The organism is Jeotgalicoccus sp. FSL K6-3177 (genome assembly GCF_038050175.1).
Taxonomy (GTDB): Bacteria; Bacillota; Bacilli; order Staphylococcales; family Salinicoccaceae; genus Jeotgalicoccus; species Jeotgalicoccus nanhaiensis.
The window spans coordinates 163,611-177,320 of the sequence record NZ_JBBOSK010000001.1 but is presented as its reverse complement, the minus strand read 5'-3'; the positions used below and the strand labels follow the sequence as shown (position 1 = coordinate 177,320).

The following is a 13,710-nucleotide window of genomic DNA, read 5'->3' as shown; positions in this document are numbered from 1 at the left end:
ACAAAGGAACGATTACTATGAAAAAAAGTTTCCAGATAGGAAGTGCCTTTGTCGGTCTTATCGTCGGTGCAGGTTTTGCTTCCGGGCAGGAAGTCATGCAGTACTTTACCAGTTTTGGGATATGGGGAACAGCCGGAGGAATTGTTACAACGTTGCTGTTTATTTTTCTCGGCTACACATTCGCCAAGCTTGGCACGAACTTAAGAGCCAATTCCCACAAGACAGTACTGTACTACATAGGCGGTAAATTCATCGGCCCTGTCCTTGATATCGTTATTACATTTTTCCTGTTTGGTGTCGCGGTAGTGATGTTTGCCGGTGCAGGATCAACATTTAACCAGATGTTCGGCATTACTGCTGTAGCTGGAAGCATTATTATGACAGCTGCTGTTATCCTGACATTGCTTCTTAATACCAATAAGATAATCGGCATCATCGCTACTATTACACCTTATTTAATCGCTGTTATTTTTGTGATTTTGATTTATTCTATTTTTTCAATGGATTTATCAATTGCTGAAGCTGATGAGTTGGCAAAACAGCAACCGTCAGCAGCATCAAACTGGCTGTTAGGGGCATTTCTATATGTGTCTTATAACTTAGCCGCGGGAGCAGCACTCCTTATTATTATGACGGGAAATGAAAAAGACAAAAAAGCTGCCGGCATGGGCGGAGTGCTCGGCGGACTGATGCTCGGTATACTGATTATCCTGATTCATATCGGTATGTTTGCACGCATTGATGTCGTAGCAGGAAAAGATATGCCTACTCTGGAACTCGCCAATCAGATACATCCTGTGATCGGTCTGCTTACAGCCGTTGCACTGCTCGGTATGATTTATAATACCGCTGTTGGAATGCTGTACTCATTTACCGTGCGTTTTATAGCACCTGAAAGTAAATCTTATCGTCCTGCCGTCATTGTTATCGGCATACTCGGTTTTATTGCAAGTCTTATCGGCTTCACAACACTTGTCGGCAGCGTTTACGTAGTAATGGGTTACCTTGGGTTTGTTCTGATTATCCTCGCTGTTGCTGCATGGCTCCGGAAGCCGCAAAACAATTAATCCTTAAGGGAGGACTTTTCACACATGATAAATGAATTAGTGAAAGTTTATAATACTGCGTTAAATTACGACGGGGTTGATGGCAAAAGACTGGCTGAGAGACTCGATGCAATCTCAAAAATTGGTGTACTTCCAACAGGCGGCGTCAGCCGTCAGGGGTTCTCACCGGAAGAAAAAGAGGCTAAGGAATTAGTTGCAGGCTGGATGAAAGATGCCGGACTTACTGTGGAAACTGATGCTGCGGGCAATGTTTTCGGCAGATTTAAGGGAAAAGATAATTCTCAATCCATTGCTTCCGGATCGCATATAGATACAGTGCCTGCAGGCGGGAACTTCGACGGTGTTCTCGGTGTGCTGGCTGCACTGGAAGTTGCAGAGGCCTGGAAAGCATCAGGCTGCATTCCCGAAAAATCATATGAAGTTGTGATATTTTCCGATGAAGAAGGCGCCAGATTTTCAAGCGGTGTATTCGGCAGCCGGTCCTATATGGGCTTGGTTGATGATGAGTTAATAGCATCTCTCAGAGACAGTGAAGGTTTAAATCTCGAAGCGGTTCTCGAACAATATGGATCTTCTTTATCAGACTACAAAAATATTCAGCAGCGGGACTGGACTTTTTTTGCTGAAGCGCATATCGAACAGGGTAAACTGCTCGAGAAAAACAAGCTTCCTGTCGGGATAGTTAACGGTATAGCAGGACAGGCATGGCTCGAGGTAGAATTTAAAGGACTCGCCGGGCATGCAGGGAATACTCCAATGAACGACAGACAGGACGCACTAGTTGCTGCAGGCCGCTTCGTCAGTGAACTGGAAGAAATTCCGAAACTGGTAAGCGATACCGCAGTCGCAACAGTAGGTAAAATGGCCGTTTTTCCTAACGGTGCCAACGTTATTCCTGAATCGGTTAAGATGATTGTTGATATACGCGATATCCATGAAGATACTCGTGATACACTGCTGAAACTCGTTACAGAACGTGCAAACAGTATTGCTGAAGAACGGAATATCGGTGTTACAGTGAGCGGTACATCCCGTGTCAAACCTGTACCTGTTGACGAAGTATATAAACAGGAGCTTCACGATATTTTAAATGAATTAAGTATAGAATCGATGGAATTGCCGAGTGGGGCCGGCCACGATTCTATGAATATCGGCCTTACATTGCCCGTCGCAATGATTTTTGCCCGCAGTAAAGATGGTATCAGTCATAATCCTAAAGAGTGGACCAGTCTAAATGACTGCGTGACGACCGTTCATGTATTAAAAAAATTCTTAGAAAAACAAATGAATAAATAAATTAAAAAATTACTGCCGCTTTGATTTAAGCGGCAGTAATTTTTATTTCCCTGTATTTTTGAACTGTAAAATTCGTTCGCCAATTTCATCTCTGACTCTTTGAAACTCCTGCCATTCTTTACCTGCCGGGTCATCAAATCCCCAATGAGCTTTAGTCACATGAGCTGGGAGCACGGGACAGTTCTGATCCGCATCGCTGCACAATGTAACAACGAGGTCAGATGCATTGAGAATATCTTTTTGAATTAAATCTGATGTATTGTTGCTGATGTCAATGTTGATTTCAGCCAATGACTCAATTGCTTTCGGATTCACCCCATGCGCTTCTATTCCGCCAGAATACACATTCCATTCTTCTCCGAGAATCTCCTTACCAAGTCCTTCAGCCATCTGACTGCGGCAAGCGTTGCCTGTACATACAAAGTATATTGTCTTTTTAGCCATAGTTATCCCTCATTTAAAATATTAATAACGTAAAGTATAATCCGAGCAGTGTCATAATCAGCACAGGAGGCGTTATCAGTATGCCGATTTTAAAATACGTTCCCCAAGATATTTTCATATCTTTTTTAGCTAGAACATGCAGCCACAGCAGCGTTGCAAGTGAACCGATAGGCGTTATTTTTGGTCCTAAATCAGAACCAATTATGTTCGCATAGATCAAACCTTCTTTAATAACATCCTGAGTTCCGGTTTCGCTGATTGCTATCGCATTAATCATCACTGTCGGCATGTTATTCATGACCGACGACAGAATTGCCGCGATTGCACCCATGCCCATAACAGTGGCTAAGAGTCCGTATTCAGTCATTGCAACAATAGAATCTGCAAGCAGATCCGTCAGGCCTGCATTTCTCAAACCGAAAACAACGACGTACATACCGATTGAAAAGACAACGATATTCCACGGTGCACCTTTGATCACACGTGATACACTGACCGCTTCTGATTTACGTGCCAGTACCAGAAAGACAAGAGCAATAGCTCCCGCGATAAACGACACAGGCACCGCGATAAATTCACTCAGAAGGTAGCCAACTAAGAGCATGATCAGTACTATCCAAGATATTTTAAACATTTTTTTATCTTTAATAGCTTCATGCGGCAGTTTCAAACTACTGGCATCGAAAGTATCCGGAATCGATTTTCTGAAGAAGAGCCATAACACCAGAATACTTGAGACAAGTGAAAAGATATTAGGAATAATCATATGCAGAAAATATTCTATAAATCCGATATTAAAGTAGTCAGCCGACACGATATTCACCAGATTGCTGACAATCAGCGGAAGCGATGTCGTGTCCGCTATAAAACCGCTGGCAATAACAAATGGGAAAATCACTTTTTCCTTAAAGTTTAAATTCCGGACCATCGCCAGTACAATCGGTGTCAGAATTAATGCTGCACCGTCATTTGCAAAGAATGCTGCAACGACAGAACCGAGCAGCGCTATGTAGATAAACATTTTAAGACTGCTGCCGTTTGAGGCTTTAACCATGTGTCGTGCCGACCATTCAAAGAATCCTATTTCATCCAGTATTAATGAAATCAGTATTACAGCGACAAACGTCAATGTCGCATTCCAGACGATCCCTGTCACTTCTATAATATCTCCGAATGATACAACACCCGTTATTACGGCAAGTGCCGCGCCGACCATTGCCGTAATACCGATATCGAGCCCTCTCGGCTGCCAAATTACAAATATTAAAGTAATAATAAATATACTTACCGCCAGTATCGTCATTAGCAAATACCTTTTTCCATAGTTTGACATGCACAATATTCGCTAGATGAGTTAATAATTTGAAGCTGGTTTTCTATTTTACTCATCGTTCCGTGATTGAGCTCATACATTACTTTATTACCATCTTTTCTTTTCGTAACAAAATCACTGTTTACCAGAACTTTCATATGGTGACTCAAAGTAGGCTGGGAAAACTTAAAATACTCTAGTAAATCACAACCGCATAGTTCATCACACGATAATAAATCAAGTATTTCAAGACGGCTTGGATCCGCTATAATTTTTAATAATGAAGCTGTTTCGCCATAATTCATAAATATACCTCCGTAATTTATATATAGATTAACATCTATATAGATATATGTCTATATATTTTTATACAAATAAAACTGTCCGGGACTACCAGACAGCTCTTATATTTTGTTTACTTTTTAAACAGCTCTTTTTCTCTCCAACTGCCGAACTTATAGTACAAGTAGGCAAACACACTGCTGATAATAAAACTGACGCCCATTCCGATACCGACACCAATTTCTCCGAAGTACGAAGCAAACAGTCCGGATAACGGATAGCGCAGTATCCAAAAGGAAATGATATTCAGAATAAGTACCTGATACATCGCTCCAGAAGCTCTGACGATACCATTCAGTACAAAGTTCAGCCCTAAAAACGGGTAGCAAAGTGCCACTATTCTTAAGTAATTCGTCCCGAATTCTACAGCATCCTCATCCTGAATAAACATTCTGATCCCCGCTTCTGCAAAGATAATTGCAACAACAGCCACACTCAGCATTAAACCGAAGTTATATAACACGGCATAACGAGCAATTTGTTTCACGCGCGACCATTGCTGAATACCAATATTTTGTCCTGCCATAGCATTCACTGCCGTACCCAGAGCCATTGCCGGCAGCATAATTAAACTGTCGAGGCGCTGTGCTGCGCTGAATCCCGCTACACTGTCTGCACCAAACTGTGTAACTACACTTAGTATCGCTGCAATACCGGCATGAATAACACCCATCTGCAAGCCAGCTGGAATACCCAGTTTTAAAATCAAGACGACTTCTGATTTAGCCGGTATTGAAGGTATCTTAAACGCTACCAGATTGCGTTTTACCGCGAGATAAGCACTATATAGAAAAGCAAGTGCCTGCGATCCGACTGTCGCGAGAGCCGCACCCTGTATACCGAGTTCAAACACAATCATAAACAGAGGTGCAAAAATCGCATTCAGTATTACTGCAAGCAAGACGATTCTGAGCGGGGTTTTGCTGTCGCCGAGCGCTCTGAACACAGTATTGATAAAGTTATAGCCAAACAGAAAAAACATCCCGAGAAGGCTTATTTGGAGGTATGATGCCGCTATATCAAGAATAGCATCCGGTGTCCCTATAATCCCGAGCAAACTTTCTGCAAAGATATAGCCGATTACAGCAAAGACCACAGACATTAACGTCATAATAACGATAAAAGCATTTAAATAACGCTTCAGACCTTCATCATCTTTACGGCCATGCTGCTGAGATAAAATCGTCAGTGCCGCATTGTTTAATCCAAGTATGAAAGACAAGATAGTGACCAGTATTGTTGTTGCAATGGCCACAGCACCGAGCGCCTCTGCACCGAGAATATTTCCAACCCAGAGACTGTCGACGATTTGAAAGCTGGTCTGCAGTAGATTTGCCAGCATAATCGGCGCTGAAAATATAATCAGCGGCTTTAATATAGGTCCGGTAGTAAAATCATTTTTCGAGCTTTTCATTTCTTCACCTGCTGATTTTTAGTTACTGTAAAACACAATGTAATATTATAAGACGAAGCAGCTGAAAAAGCTAAGTATTCGTTCTAAAATTACCGGTATATCTAGAAAAGAAAGGGTATATCAGTAACGATGTAAGAAAAAGGAGTTGTTTTTATGAAATGGGTTAAATGGGGACTGATATTCATCTTTGGATTAATCGCCGGATTGCTTCTCTCCGGTTTGTTTGGAAATGCGTTTAACTTTTTATAAGACAAGCAAAAAAACGGCCACCAAAGTGACCGTTTTTGTTTACTCTATCGGTTCGCTGCGAATATGGAATCTGACGCCTCTCGGCCCCTCCACGCTGAACATACCGCCGATGCCTTTAACAACATCAAGCGTAATTTGCGTATGCTTCCAGTATTCATACTGCTTATGATTCATATAAAAAGGCACACCTTCTATTTCACCAAGCTGCACGTCGACATCTCCTATAATCATCATGCCTTCTTTCAGGCACATCGGACTGGAACCGTCGCAGCACCCCCCTGACTGGTGAAAAATTAAGTTTCCGTGTTCTTCTTTTAATTCTTTAATAAGTGATCTGGCCTGATCAGTCGCATAGACTTGTTCAAGTACTGCCAATTAGAAAAATCCTTTTGGAGATTCACTGTAGCTGACCAGCAGGTTTTTAGTCTGCTGATAGTGTCCAAGCATCATCTTATGGTTTTCCCGGCCAATACCACTCATTTTATAACCGCCAAATGCTGCGTGAGCAGGGTAGTCATGGTAAGTGTTTACCCATACACGGCCCGCCTGAATTGCACGTCCTAAACGATATGCTCTGTTCTGGCTGCGTGTCCATACGCCTGCGCCAAGTCCGTACAGTGTATCGTTTGCAATTTCAATTGCTTCATCGTCATCTTTGTAAGTGGCTACTGCAAGTACCGGCCCAAAAATTTCTTCCTGAAAGATGCGCATCTTATTATGGCCTTTAAAGATAGTCGGTTCGAAATAATATCCATTTTCGATATCGCCGTCGACTTCTTTTAAGTTTCCGCCTGTCAGTATTTCTGCGCCTTCTTTTTTACCGATATCCAGATAAGAAGCTATTTTTTCTTTCTGTTCATTTGAAGTCTGAGCACCCATCATCGTATCCGGATCCAGCGGATTACCGACTTTAATCTGTTCGACACGCTTGATAACACGTTCCATAAATTCATCAAAGATATCCTCATGAACAAGCGCACGTGACGGGCATGTACACACTTCTCCCTGATTAAGCGCAAACATTACCAGGCCTTCGATTGCTTTGTCCAGATATTCATCGTCTGCATCCAGAACATCTTTTGCGAAAATATTTGGTGATTTCCCGCCAAGTTCCAGCGTTACAGGAATGATATTCTGACTTGCATTCTGCATAATGATGCGTCCTGTCGTTGTTTCACCGGTAAAGGCAATCTTATTAATGCCGGTGTGTGTTGCGAGTGACTGCCCTGCTTCCGAACCGAAACCGTTAACGATATTTAAGACACCGGCAGGAAGCAGGTCTCCAATCAGTTCCGCCAGATGCAGTATCGTAGTCGGCGTCTGTTCTGCAGGTTTTAAGACGATAGAGTTGCCGGCTGCAAGAGCAGGTGCGATTTTCCACGTTGCCATAAGCAGCGGGAAATTCCATGGAATAATCTGCCCGACGACTCCAAGCGGTTCATGATAATGATATGCCACTGTATCATTGTCTATTTGTGAAATACCGCCTTCCTGTCCGCGGATAACACCTGCAAAATATCTGAAATGGTCGACAACAAGGGGCAAATCGGCATTTAATGTTTCACGCACAGCTTTACCATTTTCAAAGGTTTCTAATACAGCAAGCTCTTCCAGATGTTCTTCTACACGGTCTGCAATTTTTAAAAGAATATTACTTCGCTCCGTTACAGATGTTAATCCCCACGACTTCTGCGCCTCGCGTGCTGCAGCAACTGCTTTATCGACATCTTCCTGTTTAGAACGGGGCACTTTAGACACGACTTCACCGGTTACCGGAGACTCGTTTTCAAAATACTCGCCATCTGCAGGCGGTGCCCACTCACCGCCGATGTAGTTTTCGTATTGTGTTTTAATCTTATACTTGGCGCCTTCTTTATTTGGAAATTCAAATACCATTTCTTTTCCCCCTTATTATGTTTTTGATACTTTCATTCTACCTAATAAGAGCACTTAATGTAAAGGCTTTCAATTTACAGATAATTCTATTTTAAGTTTTAAAAAAGACGGATGCTTTTATGCATCCGTCTCTCTTTATTTAACTATAAGCACCGGTATATTGGCCCGTTTTGCTACTTTATAGCTCACACTGCCCATCATCATTCCCTGCAAAGCATTTAATCCTCTATTGCCTAGTATTACAATGCCATAATCTCCGCTGTTAGAGACTTTAACCACAGTTTCATCAGGTATACCTCTTTCAAAAACAACGTTATAATCAACGTTATTTTCTTCGTATAACTCAATAATATCCGACAGTTTCACTTTTTGTTCCTGGATGGTATTTTCACCATGAAGGATTGCATCTTTTGACTTTTCTATTTGGATTACATTCAGTATTGTAACCTTTGCAGTTTCATTAATGAAATTCAGTGTTTCTTCTGCGGCCCTGAAACTGTTATTCGATCCGTCCGCTGCAAGCAGTATCGATTTATACATTTAAATCCCCCCGTTCTCTAAGTTAAATGCTGTTCATTCAGCTGACTGAGTTCTTTAACTATTTTTCGGCTGTCTGCATTTAATTTATCCACGTATACTGTGTTTCCTTTATCTTCAAACTTCCTGACCATTGTATCTATTGCATCTACTGCGGAATCATCCCAGAGGTGCGCCTGTGAGAAATCCAGACGGATGTCCTTATCGTATTGCTTAAATTCAATTTGTTCAATCATCGTATCTATCGAAGCGAAAAATATTTGTCCTTCGAACAGAAAAATATAATGGTTTTCTGTTAATTTAGAAGTCACTTTTACTTTTGATATCTTTGTTGCAAAGAAAATTGCGCTGAAGAATACTCCTGCAATAACACCGACTGCCAGATTATCAGTAACTAAAATAATCCCTACAGTAAGCAGCATAACAAATACATCCGTGCGCGGAGCAGCTTTCATATACTTAAATGTTTTCCAGTCAAATGTGCTGATAGTAACGACCACCATAATTCCTGCGAGTATCGGCATCGGTATTTGCACGACCAGATCCCCGAAGACAATGATGAGCAGCATTAAGACAACACCTGCTGTAAATGTGGATAAACGCGTCGTAGCTCCTGATTTAACGTTAATCACTGACTGTCCAATCATCGCACAGCCGCCCATGCCGCCAAAAAAACCAGTTACAAAGTTTGCAATACCCTGGCCGCGTGATTCTTTGTTCTTACTGCTGTACGTATCTGTTGCATTATCAACAATGCGTGCTGTCAGAAGACTTTCAACCAGACCTACAATAGCCATCGATAATGAATAAGGAAAGATAATTTTTAATGTTTCGAGAGTGAAAGGCACATCAGGTATAATGAAGCTCGGCAATGATTTTTCTATCGCTCCCAAATCACCGACTGTGCGTACTTCAGCCCCGAAAAATATATAACATGCTGTTAATACAACCAGCGCAACCAGCGGAGCAGGTATTTTTTTGAGAAATTTCGGCAATAGGTAAAGAATCGCAATTGTTATCGCTACATAGATATATGTATCAAATGAAATCCCGAAAATATGCTGCAGCTGCGCCATGAAAATCATTATAGCCAATGCATTGACGAAGCCGATCATAACCGAATTCGGAATGAATTTTAAGAGCTTTCCTACTTTAAAAATCCCGAGAATGATCTGTATTATTCCCATCAGTATCGTTGCGGCAAATAAATATTCCACACCGTATTCTCTGACAAGCGGAACGACTAATAATGCAACTGCACCCGTTGCAGCTGAAATCATCGCCGGCCTTCCTCCGACTAAAGAAATAATTACCGCGATGAGAAACGAAGCATAAAGCCCGACCATTGGATCTACTCCAGCAATTATAGAGAACGCTATAGCTTCCGGAATGAGTGCCAGCGCGACGACAATTCCCGCCATAATATTCGTCCCGGGCGAGGTCAGCCATTCTCTTTTAAACTTTTCTATCATATATTTTTGTCTCCTAAAATTTATTACTTATATAAAGTATAGCAGATGAAATCAATAAATTTCTTTATAAAATAACCTTATAAAATAGCATACGGGTTAAGTTTCATATAAAATGTATATGAGAATGCTGTTTAAATTAAAAATACCAGGAGGGATGAAATGAGAGCAGAACTGACAAAGTTCAAAGTAAAAGAGGGTAAGAGCGCTGTAGTTGACGAATGGATTGAATACATGCGTGATAATATGGACGATGTTCTTTTAAACCTTGAAGGTGAAAAGATGTACGTCGAAACAATTTTCCGGGAAGTCTTTATGGATGTTGAATACTTATACTGGTACAGCATCCAGAGTGATGAAAACGGCGAGAAAATTGACGATACCCACCTGGATGAAAAACATCTTGAATATATGGATGAATGCATTGATAAAACTTTCCGCCCTGCAGATATGCAGGCAGAAGTAGTCATGCTGCCTGAACACCTCAGACAATTACTTAGATAAAAATTACCCGCCAATGTTATTGGCGGGTAATTTTACTATATAATGACAGTAGAACATAACTTTTTTGTTATCTTAATGGAGGATGCATATGAAAAAACTGGCTGATATATTATTAAAAAGAAGTTTGTTATTCATAGTCTTAATTTTTACAGTGTCTATTGTGGGTGTGTATACTTTTTGAACTATCGATCAGCGTGAAATTCCCGAAACTGAAGTGAATTTAATTAATGTAATCACTGCATGGCCGGGAGCCAACAAAGATGACATTGAGGAAAACATAACAAATATTATCGAAACTGAAATCTTCAGTATCGAAGGTATCGGAGAAGTCTCTTCAGTTTCAGAAGATAATGCTTCAGTCATTACACTTTCTCTCAGTGACGGCAGCACTCCGGATAATGTGCTCAATGATGTTAATAATCTAGTGCAGAGCATCAGCGGTGACCTGCCGGAATATGCGGCTCAGCCGGAAGTTGAGTCTATTACAAATGCATTCCCGATTTTAAGTTATCAAATACATAGCGGTTCTTTTGAGGACTTAGAAGCTGTCAGAGGAGACGTTGAGAGCCTGCAGCAGGAAATCATCCAGCTTTCCGGTGTCGATAGTGTAACAATTAAAGGTTACAGAGAGTCGGAATACGAAATCCAGCTTGATTGGGACGCTTTATCGGAAGAACAGCTGAATCCAAATGAAATCATGAATGAAATCGACTTATCTCTGAGCCCTGTCGTGCTGGGACAGGATGTTCAGGATGACGAAATTATTCGTTTATCATTTGAAGATAAAACAGCTCTCGAAGTACTTGAAGAAGTACGTATAGGTGAAGATAGAGTGCCGCTCTTAGATGTTGCGAGTATTGAGTCAGTTGAAAGCACTCCTGCAGATATTGTTCAGTACAACGGTGAGGACGCAATATCATTCACAGTGTTTTTATCAAGTGAAGAAGATGTACCGTCAGTATCTGAAAATGTTGAGTCCATTATTAACGAAAGATTTGACAGTATGCCTGACAGCGTAACGGTAGATAATATTTCATCGGAAAGAGAGAATGTTGAAGATATATTTATCGGCTTATATACGTCACTGCTGATTGCAGTAATTGCTGTTATTATCGGGACGTCAATCGGACTATCATTATTCGGTGCAATTACAGTAATGCTGACTGTACTCATTTCAATCTTTATTGGACTGATTCCGATACCGTGGATGGGTGTCGATCTAAACCAGATTTCCGTTATCGGTTTAATTATCGCGCTCGGCATACTCGTCGATGATTCGATTGTCGTTAACGATAATATTGAACGCAGATTCACACTCGGAGACAGTAAAGGTGATGCGATTTATAACGGTGTTAAAGAAGTTGCACCGTCAGTTATTGCTTCAACAGCTGCTATCGTCTTTACATTCTCGCCGCTTCTGTTATTATCCGGTGCAAATGGTGACTTTATAAAAGCACTGCCGAGTATTTTAATATCTACAATGATTGTTTCAACAGTGCTTGCACTGACATTTATTCCAGCTATGCGCCAAGTAATCCCTTATAGAAAAATATCTAAGACTCCAGGGTTATTAGGAAAAACATTTACACGGGGCAGTAAAGTATATGCCGATAAAGTATTGCCTAAAGTATTAAAACGTCCATTGTTGTCGTTTTTAGTTATTCTTGTTATCACTTTATTGTCAGTCGGTCTTGTTCGCTTCACACCATTTGAGTTTTTCCCCGAAGCCGATCGCTCAGAAGTCACAATTGATCTGGTTTTTGATGAAGGACAGACGATACAGAAGACACATGAAGATACAGAAGAAGTCCTCGCTCATCTATTGGAAGATATGGATCATGTGGAAGGTGTATCTATCTTTACAGGTGAAGGTCTGCCGAACTTATTCGGTGCTTCTTTAGATCAGTCAGGTGAAAATACAGCACAGATTGCACTGCAGATAGATAAGGAACAAATGAGTGCTTCAGCAACGATTGACGAATATGAAGCACCGTTACGTGAAGCATTCCCGGATGCTAAAATATTCATGAACACGATTATTCAGGGACCGCCAGCCAGCGCTCCAATTACAGTGGAATTCTTCGAAGAAGACCTAGATACTTTAAGTTCCGGAGTTGCAGAACTCACTAAACAGCTTGAAAATGAAGGTGCAATCGTTACTTCCAGCATCGGCAATCCTGTAGAAACATTACAATACAGTATTGATTACGATGCATTAGAAGAAAACGGCATTTCAATATCACAGGTTAAAAATGAATTAAATATGATATCAGAAGGGGTTCCGCTTCAGGAAATTATTGAAGACGGAAGCAGCAGAGAGCTGTCCTTAAAATATGCTGATGAATATTACCTCGATAATATCGATATTGTGAACATCGAGGACGGCAGTCCGGAGATGTATCCGTTAAGTGATTTTGTCACCTTATCAGAAACTGAAGATACTTCTGCAATTCAGCACAAAAACGGCGAAAGAACTGCCGAACTTCAAGTATATTCAGATGATGAAACAGCCGCAGAATCGTTAATCAGTGATTACAGTAGCAGCCTCGAGGGCAGTACAGAAGTCATCGTCGGCGGAGAATCATCCGACCAGACCGACTTTTTTATCGAAATTGGTATTTTATTCTCAGTAATACTGATTCTTGTATACCTTGTTATCGCTTTTGAATTTAACTCGCTCGTATTGCCGCTGATTATAGTATTCAGCATCTTCTTAGCAATAAGCGGAGGCGTTATCGGTCTGTTTGTAACTCAGACCCCAATCAGCTTCCTAGGTATAATGGGGATGGTCTCACTGACCGGTATCGTCGTCAGAAACGCGATTGTGTTAATAGACTTTATAGAAATTCGCAGAAGAGACGGCAGTGTCGACGACATTTATACTGCGATTTACGAAAGTGGACGCGCAAGATTTAAGCCGATTATTTTAACTACTGTAACGAGTATACTTGCATTGATACCTGTTGCATTCAGCGGTGACGTTCTGTTCGAGCCGCTCGCAGTCACAGTCATTGCCGGACTTGCATTCTCGACATTGCTGTCGATGGTTGCAACACCTGCACTGTACTACTTCTACTACAAATTTAAATACAGCAATAAGAAATAATATAAGATAAAAAGGACCTCCCGAGGGAAGTCCTTTTTATTTGCAGCGAAGACGATCTGCTCCTTGAAACTATG

The 13,710-nt window shown here is 41.2% G+C and carries 12 protein-coding genes; 4 read left to right on the top strand and 8 right to left on the bottom strand.

Translation table 11 applies throughout. The annotated features are described in order from the left end of the window. Positions 1–17 precede the first annotated feature (17 nt). Both MHH58_RS00830 and MHH58_RS00825 read left to right on the top strand, forming a co-directional pair. Positions 18–1,067 carry a YkvI family membrane protein gene (locus MHH58_RS00830; protein ID WP_341344742.1) on the top strand — a complete coding sequence of 350 codons (1,050 nt, stop codon included), beginning with the start codon at positions 18–20 and terminating at the stop codon, positions 1,065–1,067. Positions 1,068–1,091: 24 nt separating this feature from the next. Then, positions 1,092–2,363 (top strand): M20 family metallo-hydrolase, encoded by a 1,272-nt coding sequence (locus MHH58_RS00825; protein WP_341344741.1) that lies wholly within the window; start codon positions 1,092–1,094, stop codon positions 2,361–2,363. A 42-nt stretch (positions 2,364–2,405) separates the two neighbouring features. On the opposite strand, the gene arsC is transcribed toward MHH58_RS00825, so the two are convergent. From arsC to MHH58_RS00785, 8 genes are all read right to left on the bottom strand, one after another. Further along, the gene (arsC, locus tag MHH58_RS00820) at positions 2,406–2,807 is read right to left on the bottom strand and encodes an arsenate reductase (thioredoxin) (RefSeq protein WP_341344740.1); all 402 of its coding nucleotides are present in this window, start codon (positions 2,805–2,807) and stop codon (positions 2,406–2,408) included. Between the two features lie 13 nt (positions 2,808–2,820). Further along, the gene (locus MHH58_RS00815; RefSeq protein ID WP_341344739.1) at positions 2,821–4,110 is read right to left on the bottom strand and encodes an arsenic transporter; all 1,290 of its coding nucleotides are present in this window, start codon (positions 4,108–4,110) and stop codon (positions 2,821–2,823) included. Continuing rightward, positions 4,110–4,424 carry an ArsR/SmtB family transcription factor gene (locus MHH58_RS00810; protein ID WP_341344738.1) on the bottom strand — a complete coding sequence of 105 codons (315 nt, stop codon included), beginning with the start codon at positions 4,422–4,424 and terminating at the stop codon, positions 4,110–4,112. The genes MHH58_RS00815 and MHH58_RS00810 overlap by 1 nt, the downstream gene beginning before the upstream one ends. Positions 4,425–4,534: 110 nt before the next feature. Beyond that, positions 4,535–5,875 (bottom strand): MATE family efflux transporter, encoded by a 1,341-nt coding sequence (locus MHH58_RS00805; RefSeq protein ID WP_341344737.1) that lies wholly within the window; start codon positions 5,873–5,875, stop codon positions 4,535–4,537. 288 nt (positions 5,876–6,163) lie between these two features. Beyond that, the gene (locus MHH58_RS00800) at positions 6,164–6,499 is read right to left on the bottom strand and encodes a DUF779 domain-containing protein (RefSeq protein ID WP_341344736.1); all 336 of its coding nucleotides are present in this window, start codon (positions 6,497–6,499) and stop codon (positions 6,164–6,166) included. Then, on the bottom strand, positions 6,500–8,020 hold the full coding sequence (gene exaC, locus MHH58_RS00795; RefSeq protein WP_341344735.1) for an acetaldehyde dehydrogenase ExaC: 1,521 nt from the start codon (positions 8,018–8,020) through the stop codon (positions 6,500–6,502). 135 nt (positions 8,021–8,155) lie between these two features. Then, the gene (locus MHH58_RS00790; RefSeq protein WP_115884992.1) at positions 8,156–8,560 is read right to left on the bottom strand and encodes a universal stress protein; all 405 of its coding nucleotides are present in this window, start codon (positions 8,558–8,560) and stop codon (positions 8,156–8,158) included. A gap of 17 nt (positions 8,561–8,577) precedes the next feature. Next, positions 8,578–10,029: a SulP family inorganic anion transporter gene (locus MHH58_RS00785; protein WP_341344734.1), complete on the bottom strand. Its 1,452-nt coding sequence runs from the start codon at positions 10,027–10,029 to the stop codon at positions 8,578–8,580. Between the two features lie 159 nt (positions 10,030–10,188). On the opposite strand from MHH58_RS00785, the gene MHH58_RS00780 reads away from it, so the two are divergent. Then, positions 10,189–10,530 (top strand): DUF6176 family protein, encoded by a 342-nt coding sequence (locus tag MHH58_RS00780; RefSeq protein WP_135097539.1) that lies wholly within the window; start codon positions 10,189–10,191, stop codon positions 10,528–10,530. 184 nt (positions 10,531–10,714) lie between these two features. Next, on the top strand, positions 10,715–13,636 hold the full coding sequence (locus tag MHH58_RS00775) for an efflux RND transporter permease subunit (RefSeq protein WP_341346075.1): 2,922 nt from the start codon (positions 10,715–10,717) through the stop codon (positions 13,634–13,636). The last annotated feature ends 74 nt before the right edge of the window (positions 13,637–13,710 follow it).

Coding starts and splice junctions, on each gene's coding strand:
- MHH58_RS00810 (WP_341344738.1), bottom strand. CDS start 4,424: ATGAATTATGGCGAAACAGCTTCATTATTAAAAATTATAGCGGATCCA.
- MHH58_RS00825 (WP_341344741.1), top strand. CDS start 1,092: ATGATAAATGAATTAGTGAAAGTTTATAATACTGCGTTAAATTACGAC.
- MHH58_RS00785 (WP_341344734.1), bottom strand. CDS start 10,029: ATGATAGAAAAGTTTAAAAGAGAATGGCTGACCTCGCCCGGGACGAAT.
- MHH58_RS00830 (WP_341344742.1), top strand. CDS start 18: ATGAAAAAAAGTTTCCAGATAGGAAGTGCCTTTGTCGGTCTTATCGTC.
- MHH58_RS00805 (WP_341344737.1), bottom strand. CDS start 5,875: ATGAAAAGCTCGAAAAATGATTTTACTACCGGACCTATATTAAAGCCG.
- MHH58_RS00815 (WP_341344739.1), bottom strand. CDS start 4,110: ATGACGATACTGGCGGTAAGTATATTTATTATTACTTTAATATTTGTA.
- MHH58_RS00780 (WP_135097539.1), top strand. CDS start 10,189: ATGAGAGCAGAACTGACAAAGTTCAAAGTAAAAGAGGGTAAGAGCGCT.
- arsC (WP_341344740.1), bottom strand. CDS start 2,807: ATGGCTAAAAAGACAATATACTTTGTATGTACAGGCAACGCTTGCCGC.
- exaC (WP_341344735.1), bottom strand. CDS start 8,020: ATGGTATTTGAATTTCCAAATAAAGAAGGCGCCAAGTATAAGATTAAA.
- MHH58_RS00790 (WP_115884992.1), bottom strand. CDS start 8,560: ATGTATAAATCGATACTGCTTGCAGCGGACGGATCGAATAACAGTTTC.